Genomic DNA, 23,513 nt, shown 5'->3' on the forward strand with positions numbered 1-23,513 from the left:
CCTAACTCATCACTGCCAAATTTTAACTATTCGTTGGAACTTGGGGGAGCAACTGGGGTAGTTGATTGTTGTTTACGTTGCTCGCGTTTTTTGCGATCGGCTGAGAGGATATCTGCCATCACTACTAGCGCTTGCGCCATTTTGTCTAGGTTAGAACGGTATAACTCCAAATCCTTGTTGAGTTTGTCATCAGAGAGGTGCAAGCCAGCAGCGATCGCTTTTAGCGCCTCAGTGAGTTGCTTTTCGTCTTTGACTAATTCGGGATCTGACTGTTCTAATAACGAAAATACACCAATTGCGAACAACCGATTGTATTTAAAGTTAGGATTATTGGCGATCGCTTGTAGGGTTGCTTGCAAGTCAGCATCTCTATCTAAGTAAGTAGTTTGGCCCAGCCATCCAATTAAATCTTTAACTGGCAAACCTTTAGCTACAGCTTGCAATCTCTGGGCATCCTGTCGATATTGTTGCGGATCTTGTTCTATAGCCTGACATAAGGCGTTAAAAATTGATTCTCGATCCCGTTCTGGTTGATAGCCTTCCATGAAGCGATCAAAAGTAGTGACGACACCCAAGGCATAAATTGGATTGTAGCTAAAATCGATATTTACTGACAGCAGATGCATTTCCACCATCAATTCTTCTACTACCCGACGATAAATAGTGTTGATCGGACGGGTGTGAAGATTGTAGAAAGTTCGCTTTGTATCAGAGACTGTACGGACGTTATTCACAAATAAAAAAGAAATGTTAAGGGCGACGTATCTTTATTTTCTCGCTTAAAGGCTACTTTGCCAAGTTGAGCTTTTAGCGGGTGATGGTTTCATTTACAATATATACACATTAGAAGTATTTTATAAACTGATAGCTACAGGAGATCAGACCTTTTCTCCTCAAAAACTAGCCAAAAATTATTATCCTTAATGATTTATTTATTGTAATTATGAACTTCTCGCCACAGTTAATTGCTTTAGGTGAGTACCTAGCTGGTGAATTTGATAATCAAGAACAAGCCTTAGCAGAACCAGTTTGGTATGTCCACCTCCGTCTGTGGCAAAGACCAGTTAATCTGTTTGCAGAAGATAGCATCACCTTATTTGCCGAACAGGCTAACGTTATTACCTTAGATAAACCTTATCGCCAGCGAATTATCCGGTTGCGTCAAAGCAGCAACTCTGACGCAACCGTGGAAGTTCAATATTATATGCCTCAAGATCCAGGTGCATTAATAGGCGCAGGTAATAACCCGGCTCTACTAAACACACTGACATCTGAACAATTAGATTTACTACCAGGTTGTATCCTAACAGTTACTCAGGAGAAACTAGCTGGCGATCGCTATAAGTTTACCGCTACCCCACTACCAGAGACTCGTTGTAGCTTTACTTATCTTGGCAATAGTATCCATGTTTCTTTAGGTTTTGCAGCTACAACAACAGAATTTCACAGCTACGACAAAGGAATCGATCCCGCAACTGGAAAAGCAACCTGGGGAGCGATTATGGGGCCTTATCGCTACACCAAGCGAAATCAGTACTCAATAAGATAAAGTTATGAATTATGAGTTATGAGTTATGAATTTTGAATTAACTCCTCACTCCTCACTCCTAACTCCTAACTTCTAACTGTTTTTTAGCTAGCAATGCTACGAGGTACACCTTCTAAAGCTTCCTCTTCTGTTTCAAAGATTTCAAAAACAGTATCCATCATCGTCACTTCAAACACGAGTTTGGCTTCTGGATGTACATTGCAGATGCGGAAACTGCCTTTGACTTTATCAGCATCACGCATTCCAGCTACCAAAGATGTAAGACCAGAACTATCAATAAAATTTACCTGAGCCAAATTTACAACAACATGGCGACTGAGTTTGGAAATACACTCTTGTAACTTCAGGCGAAATTGCCAAGCCGTGGTGATATCCAGACGGCCTGATGGTGTCAAGACGATAACGGTGTTTCCGTCTTGGGTTGTATAGGTTTTTTGGTCTATATGAATCACTGAAGCCCTCCCCGTGGCATTCCTTTTAAGATTAACTAGTGACAGAATTTTCTAATGCTGTCACTTGAGATTAACAAGCTATAGCTAAATTTGTCACCTTTTTCAGCTAAGTGCTTAACTTTAGTAGTTATAACTCATCAAAATAGTGGAGAGTGGAAGAGATTAGTGAGATGGGGGAGTGGGGGAAGAAGGGGATAATTATCATAACTCCTCACTCTTACACTCAGCACTCAAAACTATTTGGGTGTCCAATTGATCCAATCTTGAGGTTTAAGGAAGGTTTCATACAACTCGGCTTCAGGGGAATTGGGTTCGGGTTGATAGCCGTATTCCCAGCGCACTAGGGGAGGTAGGGACATGAGAATTGATTCGGTGCGTCCGTTGGTTTGTAGACCAAAAATAGTGCCTCGGTCATAAACTAAGTTAAATTCTACATAACGTCCCCGGCGGTAGAGTTGAAAATTCCGTTGGCGATCGCCATACTCTATCCCATGTCGCCGTTCTACAATTGGTACGTAAGCTGGTAAAAATGCTCTGCCACAGCCTTGTACAAAGCCAAACAAATCTTCCCAATTGCGGGTTGCTGGTGTTCCTACTTGGTTGCTATAAATGGCAGCTTCCCCATTGGGATTTGGGCCGCGGTATAAAGCACCCTGGCCATCTTGGTAATCAAAAAATAGACCACCAACACCCCGTGTCTCATCACGATGCTTGAGATAGAAATATTCATCACACCAGCGCTTAAATACTGGGTAATACTCTGGGTGGTGTTGGTCGCAAGCTTGCTTTAATGTTTTGTGTAAATGTGCCGCATCTTCAGCAAAGGGGTAATAGGGTGTCAAGTCAAGACCGCCACCAAACCACCACACTGGCCCCGCTTCAAAGTAGCGATAATTGAGATGAACTGTGGGCACATAAGGATTGCGAGGATGTAATACCATTGAAGTCCCTGTGGCATAAAAGCCATGCCCTGCGGCTTCCGGGCGTTGGGTTAAAATTGAAGGTGGCAAATGGGAACCCTGAACTTCAGAAAAGTTTACACCTGCTTGTTCAAATATTGCACCATCTCGCAGCACGCGCGATCGCCCTCCTCCTCCTTCTGGGCGTTCCCAACTATCTTCATGAAACTTAGCCACACCATCTAGTTTTGCCAATGATTCGGTAATTTGGTCTTGCAGTTGTTTCATAAACTGACTGACCCTAGTCTGAGCGTCAGGTGCTGGCAAAGACTTTGATGATTCTGCTTCTACAGTTGGTGTTTGCGAGTTGGTCAACATAGATTCCCGAACCTAAATTACAATTTCCAGAAAGCCACAAATTTTCAAATGAAAATTTGGGGGAAACACGCGCCAACAATCTAGCTCTATTTGCCCAACCCGCTTTTTTCTTCTTGGGTTAAGCATTTATCCGATTGATGGGCATCACTAGAGTTATTTTCCCTCAAATGCGTATAGGCTTGTATATTGAATTAGTTTTGTTTGAAATTCTTAATTGGAATATTCTGGTATAAAGACTAAATTTTAGTCTTCAGCTTGAAGTATCAAAGATTTGACTGGTCTACTCAAAACTTTTTTGCCATATTGCTGATGTCGGCTATTTGGGTCTGTATCGAATCGAGGCTTGCTATGTTTAGGGCATTTTTGAGAAAGTTTTAATTTAGCAATTGCTCGTAGTTGCACACCATACCAGATTTCCCAGAAAGTATCTAGGGAGGAGGATTAGGAAAATGCAAGGTTGGTTATCCAAATTCATCCACCGCAAACGTCGTCGGTTTTGCGCTTCTCTGGTGTGGACATATCGAGAGATTAGTTCTGCTTCTGTAGATGAACTGTGGCAAAAAGTGGTTGACTTAACAGATGTTTCTTGGCATCCACAACTTAAGAGTACTAATGTTCCCCACGGATTAGTACCCAAACCAGGATTAATTTTTCAAGCTGTAACACGCTTTTCGCCGATTCCCATCAGAATTTTTGTGGAACGCGTCAATCCCAGAGAGATGTTGAGTATCCGAGTGATGGCAATTCCTGGAATAGAGGAACGAGTAACTTACCAAGTAGAGTCAACGGTTTGTGGTACTTGTTTATCTTATTCGGTAACGTTACGGGGTTGGTTATCACCCCTGATTTGGTCTTTATCCCGTCCTTATGCAGACAGAGTTGCACGAGCTTTAGTCGAGGCAGTAGAAAAGACGGCATTACCAGCGGTATCTGGGAATAAAAAATCCCTTAATGACAGTTGTTTTGATTTTTAGGTAGTGGGGATTGGGGAAGAAGCAAGGGAGCAGAGGAGCAGCACAACTCTTGGAGACGCTCTTGCTAGCTTGCTTCCACGAAGTGGTACGACTACGCTCAGTGACCGGGGAGCAGGGGATAAGAGGGACAAATCTCTCCCAAGTCTCCCCCTCTTCCTTGTCTACCTTGTCTCTTCTTCATGCCCAATGCCCAAAGAAAGTTAAGATTCTATTAGGTAATAATGCAATTTGCTAAGTGTTATCACGGCAGTAACAGTGATAACACTAAGCTGACCTTACTTAAAAAGGCATCCAGTTAATAGCTAAGATGTTCCCCACAAGTGTATTTATTCATTTTGAATTTTGAATTTTTATGTACGATGTCCTTGATTCCCGCTCTGTCTTAGAAATTTTGCGACCAGTGCAAGACCCAGAACTTCGTAAAAGTCTGGTAGAACTGAATATGATTCGCAACGTAAAAATTGACGGTGGTAAGGTTAGTTTCACTTTAGTGTTAACCACCCCTGCCTGTCCTTTACGTGAATTTATTGTCGAAGACTGTCAGAAAGCTGTCAAAAAACTTCCAGGCGTGACAGATGTCAGCATAGAAGTGACGGCAGAAACACCACAACAAAAAAGTTTACCTGACCGCACTGGTATTTCTGGAGTCAAGAATATCATTGCTGTTTCCAGCGGTAAAGGTGGCGTTGGAAAAAGTACAGTTGCAGTGAATGTAGCAGTGGCTCTAGCCCAAACTGGGGCGAAAGTCGGCTTGTTAGATGCTGATATTTACGGGCCCAATGACCCAACTATGCTGGGTTTGTCTGATGCTCAAATTACTGTGCGTTCTACTGAAACAGGTGAAATCCTGGAACCTGCTTTTAATCACGGCGTCAAATTAGTTTCAATGGGCTTTTTGATTGACCGAGATCAACCAGTAATTTGGCGGGGGCCTATGCTCAATGGTGTAATTCGCCAGTTTCTCTATCAAGTGCAGTGGGGAGAACTGGACTATCTGATTGTAGATATGCCACCAGGTACGGGAGATGCTCAGTTAACTTTAACCCAAGCAGTGCCGATGGCAGGGGCAGTAATTGTCACCACACCGCAAAACGTAGCTCTGTTAGATTCTCGCAAGGGATTGCGGATGTTCCAGCAGATGAATGTTCCGGTATTGGGGATCGTGGAAAATATGAGCTATTTTATCCCCCCCGATCGACCAGATAAGCAATATGACATCTTTGGTTCCGGTGGTGGCTCCAAAACAGCTGCGGAATTGGGAGTACCACTGTTGGGGTGCGTGCCGCTAGAGATTTCTACGCGAGTTGGTGGTGATAGCGGTGTACCGATAGTTGTTGGCGACCCAGATTCAGCTTCCGCAAAAGCATTAACAGCAATCGCTCTTACCATTGCTGGTAAAGTATCAGTTGCTGCCTTGACATAATTATAAATTTTATATTTCTATCTACTTCCTGGGCTATAGCTTGGGAATACTAGAAATTGGGTGTTAGGAATTAGAGAAATTGGGGAAGAATAAATATTGATTATTGACCAATTCCCAACAATTAAAGCTAAAGTCTAAACTGGCACAATGTTGTTAAAACGATCGCTCCCCAAAATTCGCTGGAAGTCTTGGGTTAAGCCCTGGCAGCATGTAGATTGGCTACTTTTTTGTTTGCCGATTGCTGTTAGTATTTTTGGCGGCCTGATGATTCTCAGTACGGAACTGAAGCAGCCAGTAACTGACTGGTGGTGGCACTGGATGGTAGCGGGTATCGGCGTGCTTATAGCCCTATTTTTATCTCGCATCCGTTACGAACTCTTGATGCAGTGGCACTGGGTAACATACACACTGACGAACTTCAGTTTAATTGCCGTGATGATTGCTGGTACTAGCGCCAAAGGGGCGCAACGGTGGATTAGTATCGCCGGCTTTAACGTGCAACCCTCAGAATTTGCCAAAGTCGGCATGATTATCACATTAGCAGCTTTGCTACACAGGCGTACTGCTTCTAGTCTCGAAGGTGTTTTCCGCGTTTTGGCAATCACCGCTATACCTTGGGGATTAGTATTTTTGCAGCCAGATTTAGCAACATCACTGGTATTTGGTGCGATCGTCTTAGGAATGCTTTACTGGGCAAATGCTAACCCAGGTTGGTTAATTCTGATGATTTCTCCGGTGGTTGCCGCCATTTTGTTTAGTATCTCTTGGCCTTTAACAGCGCCAATAGTTTTATTCAAAGAACTATCTTTTGGCCCATTAGGGATAGTTTGGTCAGTTGCAATGGCTATTGTGGGCTGGCAAACTATTCCCTGGCGTCGATTTGGTTTGGGTGCTATCGGTGCGTGGATTCTCAATATACTGGGTGGCGAATTAGGAGTCTTCGCCTGGAACCATGTGTTGAAAGAGTATCAAAAAGACCGACTAACTGTATTCATGAATCCCGATCACGATCCACTCGGTGCTGGATATCACTTAATCCAATCTCGCATTGCTATTGGTGCTGGTGAAATCTGGGGATGGGGTCTGTTTAAGGGGCCCATGACGCAACTGAATTTTGTACCAGAACAGCATACAGACTTTATTTTCTCCGCAGTAGGGGAAGAATTTGGTTTTGTCGGTTGTTTGTTAGTACTGTTTGTCTTCTGCTTAATTTGCTTCCGTCTACTGCATATTGCCCAAACCGCCAAAGATAACTTTGGTTCTTTGTTGGCTATTGGCGTTTTGTCCATGATTGTGTTTCAGCTGATTGTCAACATTGGTATGACTGTTGGTTTAGCACCTGTAGCAGGAATTCCCCTACCTTGGATGAGTTATGGGCGTTCTGCGATGCTGACCAACTTCATTTCCTTGGGAATAGTAGAATCGGTAGCAAATTTTCGACAAAGACAGAAGTATTATTGATTCGTCATTTGTCATTTGTCATTTTTCTTTGCCCAATGCCCAATGCCCCATGACTAATGACTAATGACTAATGACCATTAACAAGTATTAAGCTATTAAAAGGAAACAAACGAGGCTAAAAAAATGATTCTGCCTGGAGCAACTGTTCGCGTCAAGAATCCCGCAGATACTTATTATCGCTACGAAGGACTCGTGCAACGGGTGAGTGATGGCAAAGTAGCCATATTATTTGAAGGTGGTAACTGGGATAAGTTAGTTACCTTTCGTCTGAGCGAATTGGAACTCGTAGAAACCACCGCCGGACGTAAAAAAGCCAAATAAGATTAGTCATTAGTCATTTGTTCTTTGTCATTTGGCAAAAACTAATGACTAATGACGAATGACTAATGACTAAATTACTATGCGCCTCCCTTTACCACAGTTTGCTACTGGCGATCGCCATCCGAACCACATTGCGGAGGTGATTGAAACTACTAGTACTGAATTTTTAGCTCAGTGTTTAGAGCCAGAAGATTTAAGCTTCCCCTCGATGCCACCCTTTGGTAGTTGGGTCTGTTCTGTAGATGAAGAATCTGGCAATCGAATTTATGCTGTAGTGTATTATGCCACCACTATGCCCATAGATTCCGTACACAGGGCGAGAGCATTAGGGTTGTCCTTGCAAGACTTACGGGAAGAACAACCGCAAATATTTGCCATGCTCCGCACAGAATTTAGGGCTGCGATCGTCGGATTTGAACTATCTTCGCAAAATCAAAGTTATAACCAAAGAGTATATCAGTATCTTCCACCCCGTCCCCCGCAAATTCATCAAGCTGTTTATCGATGTGAACCAGAAGCTATCATTAAATTTACTGAAGAACTAGATTTTTTACGGACACTGCTGTGTATAAATGGTGCGCCAATAGAATCTTTAGCCGCAGCTGCAATTCGAGATGTATACCAGTTACGCAAAGCTGACCGACAATGGCTAATTAAAGCTGGACGTAGCTTAAGTGTGCTACTTAAAGACGACTACGATCGCTTACGGTTTATTTTGAGTCAAATCCACCCGTAGGTAGTTAATTCTTAAATAATTGCCTAGTTAGTGTAAATTAAGAAGATTTTTGATTTTTTGTCAGGTGGCTTCTCTATTTATTCATATTGATCGGGCGATCGCCCCCAAGGTAATCGCTGTTTTACCATAGCCCCTTCAATTCCTATATATGGAACTAATATCACAAGTTCTTGTTCTGGAACCAACTTCCCAAGTTCTTGGCAAAGAACCAATTGTTCCCTTTGCTATTTTACTGGTGGTCATCTTAGTTATACCCATTATGTTTGAGCGGTTAAGATTACCAGGATTAGTGGGTTTGGTCTTCTCAGGGCTAGTACTTGGGCCTTCGGGTTGGAATCTTTTTCAGTCTGACTCACCCATGATTAACCTACTATCAGACATTGGGTTAATTTATTTGCTATTTGTCGCTGGGCTAGAAATTGATTTAGAACAGTTTCGCCGGAAAAAAAGTCGTGCTTTTGGGTTTGCTAGCTTTACTTTCAGTGTACCCCTACTCATGGGAACTTTAGTAGGGCTGATTTTTGGCTATGGCTGGAATACTTCAATCTTAATTGGCTCTTTATTCGCTTCCTATACCCTTTTGGCATACCCCATAATCAGCCGTTTGGGAGTGATAAACAACGAAGCTGTTACTGTCACCATTGGAGCTACGATTTTTACAAACATTGGTGCAGTACTAATATTAGCCATTTGTGTAGCTGTCTCTCATACTCAAGCATTCAGCTTTGCGAAACTACTCACTTTGTCTGGTTGGTTAATTATTTACTCTGTGGCCGTTGTGACAGGCTTTGATTGGGCAGGCAAAGAATTTTTCAAACGGTCTGGAGACGATGAAGGAAACAAGTTTTTATTTGTGTTGCTTTCTGTGTTTCTGGCAGCTGTGGGCGCTCAATTGATTGGGGTAGAAAAAATTGTTGGTGCTTTTTTAGCAGGTTTGGCAGTGAATGAAGCTGTGGGTGAAGGCCCAGTCAAAGAAAAGGTGGTATTTATTGGCAGTGTGCTGTTCATTCCTATTTTCTTTGTAGACCTTGGCTTATTGATCGATTTACCTGCCTTTGCGAACAATCTGAACACGCTCAAGTTAACGCTGTTAATCGTAGTTGCTTTGATTATCAGTAAATTGATCGCAGCTTTGTTGACAAAACTGCTTTACCGCTATAAATGGCAAGAAATGCTAACGATGTGGTCGCTGTCACTACCCCAGGTTGGTACAACGTTAGCAGCAACTTTAGTGGGATATCAGTCTGGGTTGCTGCCAGTAGAAGTATTACATAGTGTGATTGTTTTAATGCTCATCACATCAACCTTGGGACCTTTGATAACCAGTCGAATAGCTGTTGGTTTGAACTCCCCAGCAGATGAAGATCCAGCACCACCCCTAGCTGAGGAGAATACATCAGAAACAGACAATGCTTTTACTATAGTCGTACCTATATATAATCCTCAGACCCAGCAGTATTTGGTTGAAATGGCAGCGTTATTAGCACGTCAATCTCATGGCAAAATTATACCCCTGGCGATCGCTACTGCTGCTGCTCACATGGATGCGCCCCAGTTAGAAGCATCTCTACAACGGAGTGAGTGGTTATTGAATAAAGCCACAACACAAAGTCGAGCTTTGGGCGTAGCCACAGAACCAGCGCTGCGAATTGATGATGCCTTTGCTCAAGGAATTAGCAGAGCGGCTCGCGAACAAAAGGCTAATTTAATTGTTATGGGTTGGGGTAAACGGACTGGGTTACGAGCGCGTTTATTTGGGAATGTGATTGATGGTGTGCTTTGGGCATCTCATTGTCCAGTAGCAGTGACACGTTTAGTAGAATCACCAAAAAAAATTCAGCGGATTTTAGTACCAATAGAAAACTTAATAGCACCAACATTACAACCTGTACAATTTGCCCAGATGCTAGCAGAGGCAAATCAGAGCCATATTACTGTGCTGAATGTGTGCGATCGCCGTACTAGTTCTAGTAAAATTGCTTGGAGGCGATCGCATCTCTCCTTATTGGTATCTAAATTGGCTTTAGCCAATGCCCCAGAAATTCAAATCATCGCTCACGAAAATGTTGCCCAAGCGATTTTACAGGCAGCAAGATTATATGATTTAGTAGTTTTACCTTTTATACGTAATCGTACCAGTCCTGGAGGGTTAGCCATTAGCGATGTCACAACCCAACTAGCCAGACAACTCACCTGCTCAATTATTATGCTTGGAGAACCGCAACGCAGTCAAAGCACAAATTTAATTCTGCCTACCACGGTTAGCAGCATTACATCTGCTGTATGATATAAGGCAGAATACAGTTCAAGTAAGTGGACTTGGGCTGCGTTAGGGTAGTCCGCACTTCGATAAGCTCAGTGACCGCCGGAGGCATCAAATTTCCGAAAATATTGCTAAAAAATGAATCGGCTGTAGGGATTTACATCTGTATTATTTGCATATATTTGTAGCACGAGTGTCGTCCCGATCTCGACTAACTTTTTGTATCCAACTAAAACTTCAATAACCGTAAAAATACTTTATATTTTTGAAGATTTGATAAAGTTCGGCTGAACAACAAACAACTTTTAAACAATTTCTGTTATTTTGCTAATTAAATTCTTAAGAAAACAGGTAAAAATATAACAAAACTACAACTGTGAAAAAATAGGTAAGTTCAACAACAATTTTTGATTGAGCCTTGTTATTTTTTTTTGTTTTGTATTTTTGTGCCCAAGGTGGGTAATCTAAAAGTAAGTGCAATAGCTACTGAAAATATTTGTAAGTAACTGGGAAATTATGAGAATTTTGGTGACGGGCGGTGCTGGGTTTATTGGTTCCCATCTCATCGACCGACTAATGGCTGCTGGGCATGAAATAATATGCTTGGATAATTTTTACACTGGTCATAAACGTAACATTTTGAAATGGTTAGACCATCCGTACTTTGAATTGATCCGTCACGATATTACCGAACCAATTCGGTTAGAAGTCGATCAAATTTATCATTTAGCTTGTCCTGCTTCACCAGTACATTACCAGTACAACCCAGTTAAAACTGTTAAAACTAACGTGATGGGAACACTAAATATGTTGGGGCTAGCTAAACGTGTGAAAGCAAGGTTTTTCTTAGCTTCTACTAGTGAAGTATACGGAGATCCAGAAATTCATCCGCAAACTGAAGAGTATAGAGGTAGCGTTAATCCCATTGGAATACGTTCGTGCTATGACGAAGGTAAAAGAATTGCTGAGACTCTAGCATTTGATTACTACAGGCAAAATAAAGTTGATATTCGAGTTGTGCGGATATTCAACACCTACGGACCGAGAATGTTAGAAAATGATGGTCGGGTGGTGAGCAACTTTATAGTTCAAGCCTTGCAGGGTAATCCTTTAACCGTGTACGGTGATGGTTCGCAAACTCGTAGTTTCTGCTACGTTTCCGATTTGGTAGAAGGATTCATCCGCCTAATGAATAGCGACTACATTGGCCCAGTCAACCTGGGTAATCCTGGTGAATACACGATTTTACAATTGGCACAAACTGTGCAAAATATGATCAATCCAGACGCGCAGATTAAATTCGAGGCACTACCTTCGGACGATCCCCGACGTCGCCAGCCTGATATCACAAAGGCAAAAACTTGGTTAAATTGGGAACCTACCATTCCTCTACAAGAGGGTTTAAAACTAACAATAGAAGATTTTCGCGATCGCATTCAAAGCGATGTCAATAATTCAACCACCTGAGTTACGTCTAGCGTCGCTCTAAATTTTCATACAGGCTAACCCCATCGGTAGCTAGTAGATTTAGTTGCTGAGTTTTCCCAAGTGTCTAAGTGCAAAATTGAGAATTTCTTTTTGAAATTAAGCCCAAAAAAGTGAGGAGTTAAACAAATGCGTGTTTGCGTTATTGGTACTGGTTACGTTGGTTTAGTTACAGGTGCTTGCTTGGCTCATATTGGGCATGATGTAATTTGCGTAGACAACAACGAAGAAAAAGTTAAGTTAATGAAGTCTGGGCAATCTCCAATTTTTGAGCCGGGACTCTCAGAAATTATGCAGTCTGCTATTCAAACAGAGAAGATTCATTTTACTAGCGATCTTGCTGCTGGAGTTTCCCACGGAGAAATTTTGTTTATTGCTGTAGGAACGCCACCTTTACCCACTGGTGAAAGTGATACTCGTTACGTCGAAGCTGTAGCTCGTGGGATTGGGGAAAATCTCAACGGTGGTTATAAAGTCATAGTGAATAAATCTACAGTACCCATTGGCTCAGGTGACTGGGTGCGAATGCTTGTTCTAGATGGTGTTGCAGAGCGGCAAAAAACACTGATACCCGCAGGTGGAGTGCCGAGTGATGAGAAATTACCTGAATTTGTAGCCGAGTTTGATGTAGTCAGCAATCCAGAGTTTTTGCGCGAAGGTTCGGCAGTTCACGACACCTTCAACCCCGATCGCATCGTACTAGGAGGCAATAGCCAAAGAGCAGTAGCTTTAATGCAACAATTGTATGCCCCAATTGTAGAACGCAAGTACGCTGAAGATCAATCTTTACCCCCAGTGCCAATTCTGGCAACAGACTTGAGTTCAGCGGAGATGATCAAATATGCTGCGAATGCCTTTTTAGCCACTAAGATTAGTTTTATTAACGAAGTTGCTAATATTTGCGATCGCGTCGGTGCTGATGTTACTCAAGTAGCTAAAGGTATCGGTCTAGATTCCCGTATTGGTAACAAGTTTTTACAAGCTGGTATTGGTTGGGGTGGTTCTTGTTTTCCCAAAGATGTCTCCGCTCTGATTCACACTGCTGATGACTATGGTTATGAAGCCCAGCTACTGAAATCTGCTGTCAGTGTCAACGAACGTCAGCGGTTGATTGCTTTGGAAAAACTCCAACAAGTTCTAAAAATTCTCAAAGGTAAAACAGTCGGACTACTCGGACTGACCTTCAAGCCCGATACCGACGACTTGCGCGACGCCCCAGCACTCAATCTAATTGAGCAGCTAAACCGACTGGGAGCTAAAGTTAAAGCTTATGACCCCATTGTTTCCCAAACAGGTCTACGTCATGGACTTTCTGGTGTGCTAGTAGAAACTGATGCCGAAAGACTCGCTGACGGCTGTGATGCCTTGGTACTTGTCACCGAATGGCAGCAATTCAGCACTCTGGACTATGTAAAGATGGCGAAACTGATGGCCCACCCCGTTATCATCGATGGTCGTAACTTCCTCGACCCCGAAGCAATGATCCGCGCTGGATTCCAATATGTAGGCGTGGGAAGATAGAAAGTACAGACGCGATTAATCGCGTCTGTACAGGAGTTAGGAGTGATAAATAAAAATTAATTACAATCTATAATTAACAACTTCTAACTTTTTTCAAAACCTAAAGATTTAAATTACCGCCTAGAGTCATCTAGGCGGTATTTAATTTGTTTAAAGTTTCACTCTACTTTAATTTTTTGCTTTTAATTTTGGATTAAGGACTATTTGGAATACGTTCAATTTCAGCATATCCACTGAAAATAATTTTTTGACCTTCAGTTTCTAATCGGTTGAGGCGCATTTTCACTCCATCAAGGTCAAAACGATCCAAATCGACCATATTATCTAAAATTTCTACCAGCGCTATGCTCAAGGTTTGCGAGATTTCCCGTTGTGCTTCTGGCACTTGATCAAGTTGAATTTTCGGATCTTTGAAAGAAACTCGCCGCCGTCTTTCAATACCTACAGTTAAAATCATGTTCAGGGGTACGAGTTCGCCATTATTTAAATCTGCTTTTGCTACAAGCTGTAATCGATTTTCTGGCAATAGCTGTACCTGAACATCTGTAAAGGAGACTGGTTCACCGCCAGATAATTCTGTCAGTGATGGTACGGTGAGGTTAAGCAAGCGCTTTTTCACCAGTTCCGCATTAAAGGCTTGGTTTATGCCTGCTTCTGATAATATTACTTGAGCGATCGCTTGAGTAGGTTGCTTAAGGCTAAGTTTGCCCTTTAAAACCGAGCCGAAGTCAATGGCCACCGCATCAGTTTCAAACGACATCTCTTCAACCGCGAAATCTCTCCGAATCACCAAGCCACGACCGCTCATTTTGAAGCTATCAATGCTGCCTTGCAAAAGCTTGCTGGAAGGGTAGCAGCGCACAAAGACTTCTACTGACTCGCTCGTGCTAAACAGGTGGCGAATCGTTTGGCTAGCGACCGTGTTGAGCATTCGCTCTCCCCAATCTGTGCCTTTAGGATCTTGTAAACCAGTAAGTCCGCCGAACATGTGGTTTTGGGTCTCTAGAAGTTCTTTGTACTTTTGTAACAAATCGTGAAGAATACAGCAAGCGATCCCGTGATTAATTGTGCTGATGAATAGGCATAGAATGGCTGATAATTGGTAAAATATGTATTAAATATTACTAATGTGACTTAAGTTGGGAGACAGTCGCAGCATTCATAACAATAGTAATCCTAAGACAATCAGATGACTGCGGCGTAGTATTTTATAGATGGTTAAAATGTATCATTTCTCCGAGTTTAATACATTATTAATACTCTAATACTACATAAAGTAAGGCTGAGTCTTCCTGAGTCAGCTTCAACCTCATGGTTTCCACACGGATCGCGAGGTCTTATGATCCGCTCAAATACCGCATTAGCAATATTAATTGTGCTAATTTTGATATTATTCTGGTTTTATTTAATGCATAAAATCAGAATAATATCAAGATATTCACGCCCTCTGACAATTTTCGTTATAGTTTCTGTAGCGATCGCTGGTGGAGGTATCGTATCCGCAGAAGTGACATCAAACCCGGCTCCCCTGAATAACATAACTAGTTTGCCACTAGCTACATCTAGAGATCCTACCTTGGCGAACCCACCACTTTTGACAATAGATAGCTCACTAGCGCGAGGTTACAACCATTTAAAAGAATACCTCGCTTCTCGTCCCGATTTGCGAAAAGAAATTTTCCCTGATAATAAATAGCCACACGACACATTTGTGATGTTGGAGAAGTGCGATCGCATTTTGGTTATTTTGTGGAGAATGCGATGTCTGACAAGAAGCCGCTGTGCATCTACGCATTTATTAGGGTTAATAGGAAAGTGCGATCGCCTGAATTTTAATATTTTTTAGCAACTAAAATTATTCTACGTGCAGCAAAAATTCGTATTGGTACACAAGACTTAAGAATAGCAACCGTCGTGCTTTCTGTCAGTGCAACAGTTGTGACGCGCAACCATAAAGATTTTGAAAAAGTTCCTGGTTTAAAAATTGTGTATTGGTCGATACCTTAAGACTTTAGCAGCGATCGCAGTTATGATAACCACGTATAGCAGCAGATGGACAAAAATGAATTTAGCTGTTAGCCTTCAGTATTAAGCTGAAGGCTAAACAAGAATTGGTCAAGAACCAGAAAATCTGCCTTTTAGGTATTTGAGTAAAGGCTTTTATCGCAGAGAGATTATCCGCGACTGAGTTTCTAACCTTTCACTTGCTATTAAAACTTCTTGTCTTGCCCATTTATCTGCTACCAAAATGTCATCTAAAGAGGGATTTACACGGTTATCATTTTGATGGCGATCGCACACCCATTCGATACACCGAGCAATATCTAAAAACCGAATTTTTTCTTCTAAAAATAAAGCTACAGCTTGTTCATTGGCAGCATTCAATACAGCAGGCATCGAACCGCCAGCTTTACCCACAGCATAAGCCAACTGCATACAAGGATACTTTTGATGGTCTGGTTCGCGGAAGGTTAAATTTCCAGCTTTGACTAAATCTAGTCGTTCCCAGTCAGTGTAAATGCGATCGGGCCAAGATAAAGCATACAGCAAGGGTAAGCGCATATCTGGCCAGCCGAGTTGGGCTAAAACTGAAGTATCTTGCAGTTCAATCAGTGAGTGAATAATGCTCTGGGGATGAATGACAATTTCGATATTGTCATAATCCAAGCCAAACAGGAAGTGAGCCTCAATTACTTCCAGTCCTTTATTCATCAAAGTAGCAGAGTCTACTGTGATTTTCCGTCCCATCGACCAATTAGGATGCTTCAAGGCATCAGCAACGGTTACATCTGCTAACTTTTCTACATCCCAGTCGCGGAAAGCTCCACCAGATGCAGTCAGCAAAATTTTCCGTAAGCCATCTTTGGGAACACCTTGGAGGCATTGAAAGATTGCGGAATGTTCGGAATCGGCAGGAAGTAATTTTATACCATGTTTTTCGACTAGGGGTAGAACCACAGGGCCGCCAGCAATCAGAGTTTCTTTGTTTGCTAAGGCAATATCTTTACCAGCTTCAATCGCTGCAATCGTCGGTAGCAAACCAGCACAACCAACGATCCCAGTGACAACGGTTTGGGAATCGCCGTAACGGGCAACTTCTATCACTCCGGCCTCACCAGCCAGTAAAATCGGTTGGGGATTGAGGTCAATAATTGCTTCTTTAAGCGCTGGTAATTTATCTTCTGAGCAAATGGCTGCTATTTCCGGCTGAAACTGCCGAATTTGAGCAGCCAATATCTCTACATTGTTCCCAGCTGCCAATCCCACAATCCGAAACCGATCTGGGTACTGAGTGACAATATCTAAAGTCTGAGTACCAATAGAACCAGTTGAACCAACGAGAGTAATCGCTTTCACAATTGCTTAAGGATTTACAGACAACTCTCACTATAAATTGCTGGGGACTCTTTAATCACAGCAATCACTATAATCGATACACTGACGAGAAGGAGAGACGCAAAGAAAGAAAATATCCCCGTGTCCTCTTGTTCGCGTACCTGTCTGTGCCAGACCCAATCCGTTAATTTCAACTCGATAGACTGCTAGCACGGCGAAAATCCTGCTACGATCTCAAACCAGACAAGGTTTAATTTTCATATAACTAGACAAAATTTGTATTTATAAATACTATATTTTAAAAGATAAAATCCGAGAGAATTGGCAAAAGTAACCAAATAGGAAATAATTTCAATTAATTACTCATCTGTCTAGTTTCTTAATTATGTTGGTGGAGGATTTAATATGCAAAATCTTACTCATAAATTCCTGGATTGCAGCCATAGGTAGAAAGATGCATAAAGGAGTTTGTTGAAGCACTCAACCCTATGGTCAAAGCTCAGATAGTTATAAAAAAAATTTTATGGAAAAATGATTTCCTGTTTCCAGCAGCAATATGGCTTGCCAGTCGAATATTTATCTGGACAGCTATGTTGCTGGTTGCGCCAAAACTATCATTACCAGCAGAGGAATTTTTGCCCCGTTTTGGCTGGGGGGTTTTTGATGCTTGGGATAGTATCCATTACCGTGCGATCGCAACTTCTGGTTATGAATTTGTGAATGACGGCAAGCAACATAATTTGGCCTTCTTTCCCCTGTTTCCCTTAAGCATCTGGTTTTTGATGGAGTTGGGCTTACCGTTTGAATTGGCAGGCACGTTAGTCAACAACTTGGCATTTTTTGCAGCACTTTACTGTTTGTACTTTTGGGTCAAGGATTGTTATGGCATCAATGCAGCACACTGGGTAACTGCTGTGCTTTCTTTGTATCCAGCTTCGATGTTTACGGGAGTGATTTACACAGAGGGGCTGTATTTGTTTTTAAGTACGGCGACTTTGCAGGCGTTCGATCAAAAGCAATATGGTTGGACTGCTCTTTGGGGCGCGATGGCGACAGCAACACGTCCCACAGGTATGGCACTAATTCCAGCATTGGCGATCGCAGCTTGGAAAGAATGCCGACCACCTATTGCCTATATAACCGCTTTGACTACTGCTATTGGCATACTTCTATTCAGTTTGTATTGTGCGATTTATTTTGGCAACCCTTTAGCTTTTATCGAAGCACAGCGAGGATGGCGACCAACCCTAGGATTTGATTGGCAAGGTTGGTTAAATATGTTCATGCAAATTACCGTTGGCAGTAAAAATTGGCAATTTGGCTGGGTTCAAAACTCCTCTGGTGGGATTCAAGACCCCTGGTATCTCTTGTTAGTTGGTGCGATTGTTGTCAGTGGCTATCTTTTATGGTATTTCCGTCAACGTATTAGTTCTGTAAAATTATTTTATAGCTTTTATGGTTTAATCTTATTTTTGTTGATTCTGGCAAGCGAACAGTGGATCGATAACTTCCTCAACTTGTTCATGGTCTTGGGTGGTGGCTATGTTTTGTGGCGCTTCCACACGCAATTGACCCCAGTTACAGTTATTTATGGCTTTTGTGGTATTGGTTTGCTGCTAGCCTCTGGAGGTACTATCTCTTTGAGCCGTCTCGCCTACGGTATTGTGCCTCTGAATATAGCCATTGGTGTGCTGCTATCTCGCCATCCTCGTCAAGGATATTTAATATTAGGCGCTTTTGTGACATTACTAGCCAAAATAGCTGTAGGATTTGCCCAAGAGCATTGGGTTGGTTAGAGAGTTCGATCCATATATATGAGAAGTTGCATTTAAATTTCCTAATGAATGTATTCAATCAAACGAAGATAGCGATCGCTTCATTATTTCTAGGTGTAGGTGCCATTTCTTTTGGCTCTATTTTTATGAAATTGAGCGAAATTGAACTTAGCCCCAGTGCAACTGTATTTAATCGCTTTTGGCTTGCTAGTGTAGTCTTCTTGATTTGGCATGGATACAAAGCAATACGGCAGCGATTTTCCGCAGACAAACCTGTAGAACAGCAGTCTTACACCAGTCAGGATATGTTGCTATTACTAGGTGCTGGTATTCTTTGGGCTGCCACTTTAGTTTTGTTGGCTTGGTCGCTGACTCAAACTAGTGTTGCGATTTCTAGTGTGTTGCATAATCTCGCTCCCATATTTACTAGTTTAGGGGTGTGGTTGCTATTTCGTAAGGGTTTTGAGAAGCAATTCCTGATTGGCATGTTCATCGCCCTTGGGGGAGCGATCGCCATTGAATTTGAGGAATTGCAAATTGCCACAGACGAGGTTCAAGGAGGCTTGGCTGCCATCGTTTCGGCGGTTTTATTGAGTGCATACCTGCTGATCGTAGAAAAATTACGAACTAAATTTTCTCCAGCTACAATTCAATTATGGATCTGTGCGATCGCCGCTCTAGCTATCTTCCCCATACTTTTGTTCGCTCAAGATCGGCTTTTCCCCTCTACAGTCAGTGGGTGGGTGTGGGTAATGTGCTTGGCGCTGGTTTGCCAAGTTTTAGGTCATGGGCTTTTGACCTATAGCCTTGCCAAGTTTTCCTCTGTGGTTGTCTCCTTGGTACATCTGTTAGAGCCAGTATTTAGCGGCATTTTCGCTCTGGTAATTTTTTCAGAAAAATTAACTTTCTCCAATTGGATAGGTTTCGCTGTAGTTTTAATGGGTTTATACTTAGCCATATCTAGCCAAGCTGCTATTAATTATCCGTTCCAGGCATCAGTCAACAATATAGTTAACACTTTTGTTAAAAGTATGACGATTAAACTGTCATTACTAAAGCAACAATTTTCAGAAACACCAGCTTTATTAGGAACTGCATCATTATTGTTTGCCTTAATTCCCATATCCTTAGCACCATCTTTGACTAAATTGTGTCAACAAGAAATTGGTGCAAATGCTGTAGTATTTCATCGCAGTTGGATTGCAACAGTTGTGTTTGGTTTGTGGAATGGACTTGAGGCTTTCCGCTACCAACAGTCTATTGAAGAAGGCAGGAGGCAGGGGGCAGAAGGCAGTATTACTCCTGCCTTGCTTGATAACCAATCTATAGAACAAAAGCCTTTTACAAGTCAAGAAGTGTGGCTATTGTTGGCAATGGGAACCTCTGCTGGAACCTATCTTCTATTATGGGCTTGGTCGCTGAGTCAAACTAGTGTTGCCAATGTAGCTTTACTGTCTAATTTGAATTCTTTATTTGTTGCTTTGGCTGGGTATTTATTATTCGGTCGGCGTTTCGACAATAGATTCGTGATTGGTCTGGTCGTCGCTTTGGGGGGAGCGATCGCCTTTGAACTCAATAAGGTACAATTTGCAACCGATCAAATATTAGGTGATGCATTAGCATTGCTAACTGCGGTTTTCATGGCTACGTGTATGCTGCTGATAGAAAGACTGCGAACCAGATTTAGCACTGCAACTATCATGCTGTGGCGATGTGGAGTGACAACAATGTTTCTATTACCAGTTCTCCCATTCCTCGAAGATAGACTATTGCCCTATTCCTGGATGGGTTGGTTTTTCATCATTTTTCAAGCTCTCTTCTGCCAAGTATTGGGTCAGGGACTTTTAGCTTATAGTCTTAGCAGAATCTCTTCAGGCGTTGTCGCCGTTACGCTTCTTTTAGAACCAGTTCTAGCTTCCATTTTTGCTTGGTTTATTTTTGCAGAACAAGTAGGTTTGTTTGACTGGGCGACTTTTGCCGTAGTTTTAATGGGTATCTATCTAGCTCAATCTAGTCAATCCATTGTTCAAGTAACAAACGAAGGATCGTAGCAGCGCTATTTATCCAAAGTTAAATTTTAGAGAATATGTTATTTAAAGGATAAATTAATTCATAAATTATGGTGAAATTAGTGTAAATCCTTCAGCCGCTCCGAGGATTTTACTCCCAGTTAAATTTATTTGCTGCAAAGCCCCATTGTCTAACAGCAAATAAGATTTATTAGATAACATTTGTTGTAAAGTGGGCACAGGTGCAGGAGTTACTTTACAATCGCAGTAAAAGTCTAAACTGGGACGCCCATAAGCAAAAGAAGTATAAATTTGTGTTCCTGTTGAAACATTTGCCCGAATTAATTCTGCTACTGGTTTAACCGGAAAAGCTTCCTTTAATTCCCAGATCCATGATTGCGAACTCATTAACAGTGCTAAAACTAAGTACATCCCAGAAAATAGCACTGGAATAAAGTTGCGATCGCGTTGTTTAATTAACCATGCTGCAATGCTCATACTGATTGCCAAAACAATGCTCATGACTATTAAACTAGGCTCTTTCTTTGCAAGAATAAAGTAAACAAAACCTCCTAAACCAGCAATAGCAATAATAGTCATAAATATTCTCAAACTTCGCACCTTAAAATGACCGTACTGCCAAATTTCGCTAAGTTTCGCACCAATTGCCAAAGCTAAAAATGGATACACAGGCATAACATACCAAGGCAGCTTAGTTTTCATTAAAGAAATAGTGCCTAAGTAAATAATTGTGCCAATAAGAATTAAGCGACCCCAGGTAGTATGACGTTTTTTCCAAGCTAGATAAAAACCTCCTGGGAAAAATAGTAGCCAAGGAAAACTATATTTAATTAACTCAATTAAATAGTACCAAGGTGGCCCGCTATGACCTTCAACAGATTGTGTCAGACGATCGAGAGTTTGTGTTTGAAAGTTCACTTGGAAGAAAGTTTCGCCATAATGTTGCCATTGAGCGACAAACCAAGCGATCGCAGGTGCATTTCCTAAAAATATTCCCACTAATAAATAGGGACTTGTTAACAAAGCAAACTGCCGATCTGCAATCAGGAATAAAAAAGCGATCGCTCCTAGCGGTAAAACTATCATCCCTTTGGTGAGAGCGATTAACCCCAGACAAAATCCCACACCGAGAGCATATCGACGATGCTGACGTGCTTTTAACAAACAAAACAACAGCAGTAAGAAAAAGGTAATAGTTGTACCATCTAGCATTGCTAGCCTTCCGTGACGCACTACAGGCAACATCGTCAGGTAAACTAAAGCGCTAAACAGAGCTGGTAAACTTTGGTTAAAAAGCAAACATCCCACCAAGTAAAGCAAAGGTACGCCCAAGGCAGTTAATACTGCACCCGGTAGACGCGTTGTCCACTCATTCACGCCTGCGATCGAGTAAGCCCAAGCAATTAGTAAGTGCATCAAGGGTGGCTTATTATGATAGGGTTGTCCTCCTAATGTGGGGTAAAGCCAATGCATTGAACCAAGCTCGGCACGCCAAATTTCACGGGCAATCTGTGCCACAGTACCTTCATCCCAATCTCTTAAAGCGGAGTTTCCCAAAAATATCAGCCATAGAAATAGAGATATTACCAGTAGGCTAAATAACCATTCTTTTTCTCGGAATAGACGCATATTTAACATCGGGATAATCATCTCAAACCTCACTAATCGTTAGATGATTTCCATCAGAAATCATTGCTAAATTTTGTAAGTATCTGGGATGAAGATTTGAGATTTTCTTCTCCTAAAATAGATACTTAGGCTGATAATACTCGGAATTCAATCGTAAATCTAATGGAAGCTGTGAGTAATTAACAATGCTCCAAACTGCTAAAGTTTAACCCTCTTTTTACTGAAACTGGCTCAATAACAAAGTTCCAACTTCTGATTGACTTATTTCACGACTTCGGCGTAAGGCTTCTTCTAAAATTGCAATTATCAATCCAGGCAATACCTGTGATTCTTGAATACGTTTACTGCCTCGATCTGCGATCGCATAAGCTATAATTTCGGCATTTTGAACATCTACTACCCAGTATTCAGCAACGCCTAATTCTTCGTAGAGCGATCGCTTTGTACCCAAGTCATCCAGCAGAGATGTTTTAGCAATTTCAATCACTAAATCCAGTGCAGGATAGCGATCGAGGTTGACAATTCCTGTACCTGTTGGGATAGTTTGGGCACGTTCTCTAAAGTAATACGCTATATCGGGCTGACAATCCTGAACACCAGTTTTACGAAAGGTGGTTGTGTCTAAACCTGTCGCTAGAATCCCCTTAATGGTCGCAAATAGAGTTACAGCAAAAATAATTATTACATGGTCTTTACCATGAGCAAAACTAACTGGTGGCATCTCCAGCCTCATGTGTCCTTTGTAGTAATAGCTTTTTCCCTTCTCGTTGAGCAAGTTAGCGACTATCTGCTCATACTCCTGCCAAGAAGTGTAAATCCATGTATCTGTCGGTAGCTGGGTTTGTAAATCACTCATTGTCTAACCCTCCCGCCAAAAGGAAAACTTTTATTTCTTGGCAAAGTCAAAATTCGCTTGGGTTTCTTGACTTCCACAATAGTATATGACGTGAATATATGCTGTATTGGGATAATTCTATTGAATTGGCTCCATACATTCTCAGCTTTTACTGATTAGAACACCAAAATTGAGTCTCTGAACTCGGAACTTCGACCTTTTTGCTCGACCGTTGAGCTTTTGAACTCGGAAGTTCAACCTTTTTGCTCGAACGTTGAGCCTTTGAACTCGGAAGTTCGACCTTTTTGCTGGAACGTTGAGCTTCTGAACTCGGAAGTTGCACCTTTTTGCTGGAACGTTGAGCCTCTGAACTCGGAATGTTGAGTTCAGAGGTTGAGACTTGAGGCTTTGACGTTAGATGATGGCGACTGAAAAGACAATCACCT

Annotated in this window: 19 protein-coding genes; 12 read left to right on the forward strand and 7 right to left on the reverse strand. The window is 41.9% G+C overall.

Annotated elements, in window-relative coordinates; all coding sequences use genetic code 11:
- Nucleotides 1-26: 26 nt before the first annotated feature.
- On the reverse strand, nt 27-734 hold the full coding sequence (gene psb29 / locus RM368_RS13945) for a photosystem II biogenesis protein Psp29 (RefSeq protein WP_322694602.1): 708 nt from the start codon (nt 732-734) through the stop codon (nt 27-29).
- 209 nt (nt 735-943) lie between these two features.
- Here psb29 and RM368_RS13950 point away from each other — a divergent pair, with 209 nt between their 5' ends.
- Nucleotides 944-1,549 (forward strand): chromophore lyase CpcT/CpeT, encoded by a 606-nt coding sequence (locus tag RM368_RS13950; RefSeq protein WP_322694603.1) that lies wholly within the window; start codon nt 944-946, stop codon nt 1,547-1,549.
- A gap of 83 nt (nt 1,550-1,632) precedes the next feature.
- On the opposite strand, the gene RM368_RS13955 is transcribed toward RM368_RS13950, so the two are convergent.
- Together RM368_RS13955 and hemF are read right to left on the reverse strand one after the other, a co-directional pair.
- On the reverse strand, nt 1,633-2,001 hold the full coding sequence (locus tag RM368_RS13955; protein WP_094351701.1) for an STAS domain-containing protein: 369 nt from the start codon (nt 1,999-2,001) through the stop codon (nt 1,633-1,635).
- A gap of 236 nt (nt 2,002-2,237) precedes the next feature.
- Nucleotides 2,238-3,278 carry an oxygen-dependent coproporphyrinogen oxidase gene (hemF, locus tag RM368_RS13960; protein ID WP_322694604.1) on the reverse strand — a complete coding sequence of 347 codons (1,041 nt, stop codon included), beginning with the start codon at nt 3,276-3,278 and terminating at the stop codon, nt 2,238-2,240.
- A 449-nt stretch (nt 3,279-3,727) separates the two neighbouring features.
- Between hemF and RM368_RS13965 the strand changes: the two genes are divergently transcribed.
- The 8 genes from RM368_RS13965 to RM368_RS14000 all read left to right on the forward strand — a co-directional run bounded on the left by RM368_RS13965 (nt 3,728) and on the right by RM368_RS14000 (nt 13,462).
- Complete coding sequence (locus RM368_RS13965) at nt 3,728-4,252, forward strand: SRPBCC family protein (RefSeq protein WP_322694605.1); 525 nt, start codon at nt 3,728-3,730, stop codon at nt 4,250-4,252.
- A gap of 352 nt (nt 4,253-4,604) precedes the next feature.
- Entirely contained in the window at nt 4,605-5,675 is a 1,071-nt protein-coding gene (locus tag RM368_RS13970) for an Mrp/NBP35 family ATP-binding protein (protein ID WP_322694606.1), read from the forward strand.
- Nucleotides 5,676-5,822: 147 nt separating this feature from the next.
- Nucleotides 5,823-7,136, forward strand: coding sequence for a rod shape-determining protein RodA (gene rodA, locus RM368_RS13975; protein ID WP_322694607.1), 1,314 nt, complete (start codon nt 5,823-5,825; stop codon nt 7,134-7,136).
- 123 nt (nt 7,137-7,259) lie between these two features.
- Entirely contained in the window at nt 7,260-7,457 is a 198-nt protein-coding gene (locus RM368_RS13980) for an NAD(P)H dehydrogenase subunit NdhS (protein ID WP_322694608.1), read from the forward strand.
- A 79-nt stretch (nt 7,458-7,536) separates the two neighbouring features.
- Nucleotides 7,537-8,193 (forward strand): HAS-barrel domain-containing protein, encoded by a 657-nt coding sequence (locus RM368_RS13985; RefSeq protein WP_322694609.1) that lies wholly within the window; start codon nt 7,537-7,539, stop codon nt 8,191-8,193.
- Between the two features lie 148 nt (nt 8,194-8,341).
- Complete coding sequence (locus RM368_RS13990; protein WP_322694610.1) at nt 8,342-10,480, forward strand: cation:proton antiporter; 2,139 nt, start codon at nt 8,342-8,344, stop codon at nt 10,478-10,480.
- 492 nt (nt 10,481-10,972) lie between these two features.
- Nucleotides 10,973-11,923: a UDP-glucuronic acid decarboxylase family protein gene (locus RM368_RS13995; protein WP_322689629.1), complete on the forward strand. Its 951-nt coding sequence runs from the start codon at nt 10,973-10,975 to the stop codon at nt 11,921-11,923.
- A 147-nt stretch (nt 11,924-12,070) separates the two neighbouring features.
- A complete protein-coding gene (locus tag RM368_RS14000) occupies nt 12,071-13,462 on the forward strand; it encodes a UDP-glucose/GDP-mannose dehydrogenase family protein (RefSeq protein ID WP_322694611.1) in 1,392 nt (463 codons plus the stop codon).
- A 193-nt stretch (nt 13,463-13,655) separates the two neighbouring features.
- Here RM368_RS14000 and RM368_RS14005 read toward each other — a convergent pair whose 3' ends face one another.
- Complete coding sequence (locus tag RM368_RS14005; protein WP_322694612.1) at nt 13,656-14,450, reverse strand: DUF2993 domain-containing protein; 795 nt, start codon at nt 14,448-14,450, stop codon at nt 13,656-13,658.
- Between the two features lie 351 nt (nt 14,451-14,801).
- On the opposite strand from RM368_RS14005, the gene RM368_RS14010 reads away from it, so the two are divergent.
- Entirely contained in the window at nt 14,802-15,158 is a 357-nt protein-coding gene (locus tag RM368_RS14010) for a hypothetical protein (protein WP_322694613.1), read from the forward strand.
- 464 nt (nt 15,159-15,622) lie between these two features.
- Here RM368_RS14010 and RM368_RS14015 read toward each other — a convergent pair whose 3' ends face one another.
- Entirely contained in the window at nt 15,623-16,819 is a 1,197-nt protein-coding gene (locus RM368_RS14015) for a 1-deoxy-D-xylulose-5-phosphate reductoisomerase (protein ID WP_322694614.1), read from the reverse strand.
- Between the two features lie 467 nt (nt 16,820-17,286).
- Here RM368_RS14015 and RM368_RS14020 point away from each other — a divergent pair, with 467 nt between their 5' ends.
- Both RM368_RS14020 and RM368_RS14025 read left to right on the forward strand, forming a co-directional pair.
- Nucleotides 17,287-18,594 (forward strand): mannosyltransferase family protein, encoded by a 1,308-nt coding sequence (locus RM368_RS14020; RefSeq protein ID WP_322694615.1) that lies wholly within the window; start codon nt 17,287-17,289, stop codon nt 18,592-18,594.
- A 44-nt stretch (nt 18,595-18,638) separates the two neighbouring features.
- Nucleotides 18,639-20,624 (forward strand): DMT family transporter, encoded by a 1,986-nt coding sequence (locus RM368_RS14025; protein ID WP_322694616.1) that lies wholly within the window; start codon nt 18,639-18,641, stop codon nt 20,622-20,624.
- Nucleotides 20,625-20,690: 66 nt separating this feature from the next.
- Here the strand turns inward: RM368_RS14025 and RM368_RS14030 are convergent, their stop codons facing one another.
- On the reverse strand, nt 20,691-22,232 hold the full coding sequence (locus RM368_RS14030; RefSeq protein ID WP_322694631.1) for a glycosyltransferase family 39 protein: 1,542 nt from the start codon (nt 22,230-22,232) through the stop codon (nt 20,691-20,693).
- A gap of 217 nt (nt 22,233-22,449) precedes the next feature.
- Nucleotides 22,450-23,088, reverse strand: a complete 639-nt coding sequence (locus RM368_RS14035; protein WP_322694617.1) for a Uma2 family endonuclease — start codon at nt 23,086-23,088, stop codon at nt 22,450-22,452.
- Nucleotides 23,089-23,513 lie beyond the last annotated feature (425 nt).

The organism is Nostoc sp. DedSLP03 (assembly GCF_034530815.1).
Taxonomy (GTDB): domain Bacteria; phylum Cyanobacteriota; class Cyanobacteriia; order Cyanobacteriales; family Nostocaceae; genus Nostoc.

What these genes read in the sequence shown, in the direction of transcription:
- RM368_RS14035 (WP_322694617.1), bottom strand. Translation starts at nt 23,088, where the DNA reads ATGAGTGATTTACAAACCCAGCTACCGACAGATACATGGATTTACACT.
- RM368_RS13995 (WP_322689629.1), top strand. Translation starts at nt 10,973, where the DNA reads ATGAGAATTTTGGTGACGGGCGGTGCTGGGTTTATTGGTTCCCATCTC.
- RM368_RS13985 (WP_322694609.1), top strand. Translation starts at nt 7,537, where the DNA reads ATGCGCCTCCCTTTACCACAGTTTGCTACTGGCGATCGCCATCCGAAC.
- RM368_RS14025 (WP_322694616.1), top strand. Translation starts at nt 18,639, where the DNA reads ATGAATGTATTCAATCAAACGAAGATAGCGATCGCTTCATTATTTCTA.
- RM368_RS13970 (WP_322694606.1), top strand. Translation starts at nt 4,605, where the DNA reads ATGTACGATGTCCTTGATTCCCGCTCTGTCTTAGAAATTTTGCGACCA.
- RM368_RS14020 (WP_322694615.1), top strand. Translation starts at nt 17,287, where the DNA reads ATGGTCAAAGCTCAGATAGTTATAAAAAAAATTTTATGGAAAAATGAT.
- hemF (WP_322694604.1), bottom strand. Translation starts at nt 3,278, where the DNA reads ATGTTGACCAACTCGCAAACACCAACTGTAGAAGCAGAATCATCAAAG.
- rodA (WP_322694607.1), top strand. Translation starts at nt 5,823, where the DNA reads ATGTTGTTAAAACGATCGCTCCCCAAAATTCGCTGGAAGTCTTGGGTT.
- RM368_RS14000 (WP_322694611.1), top strand. Translation starts at nt 12,071, where the DNA reads ATGCGTGTTTGCGTTATTGGTACTGGTTACGTTGGTTTAGTTACAGGT.
- RM368_RS13950 (WP_322694603.1), top strand. Translation starts at nt 944, where the DNA reads ATGAACTTCTCGCCACAGTTAATTGCTTTAGGTGAGTACCTAGCTGGT.
- RM368_RS13980 (WP_322694608.1), top strand. Translation starts at nt 7,260, where the DNA reads ATGATTCTGCCTGGAGCAACTGTTCGCGTCAAGAATCCCGCAGATACT.
- RM368_RS14010 (WP_322694613.1), top strand. Translation starts at nt 14,802, where the DNA reads ATGATCCGCTCAAATACCGCATTAGCAATATTAATTGTGCTAATTTTG.
- RM368_RS13990 (WP_322694610.1), top strand. Translation starts at nt 8,342, where the DNA reads ATGGAACTAATATCACAAGTTCTTGTTCTGGAACCAACTTCCCAAGTT.
- RM368_RS14030 (WP_322694631.1), bottom strand. Translation starts at nt 22,232, where the DNA reads ATGCGTCTATTCCGAGAAAAAGAATGGTTATTTAGCCTACTGGTAATA.
- RM368_RS13965 (WP_322694605.1), top strand. Translation starts at nt 3,728, where the DNA reads ATGCAAGGTTGGTTATCCAAATTCATCCACCGCAAACGTCGTCGGTTT.
- RM368_RS14005 (WP_322694612.1), bottom strand. Translation starts at nt 14,450, where the DNA reads ATGTTCGGCGGACTTACTGGTTTACAAGATCCTAAAGGCACAGATTGG.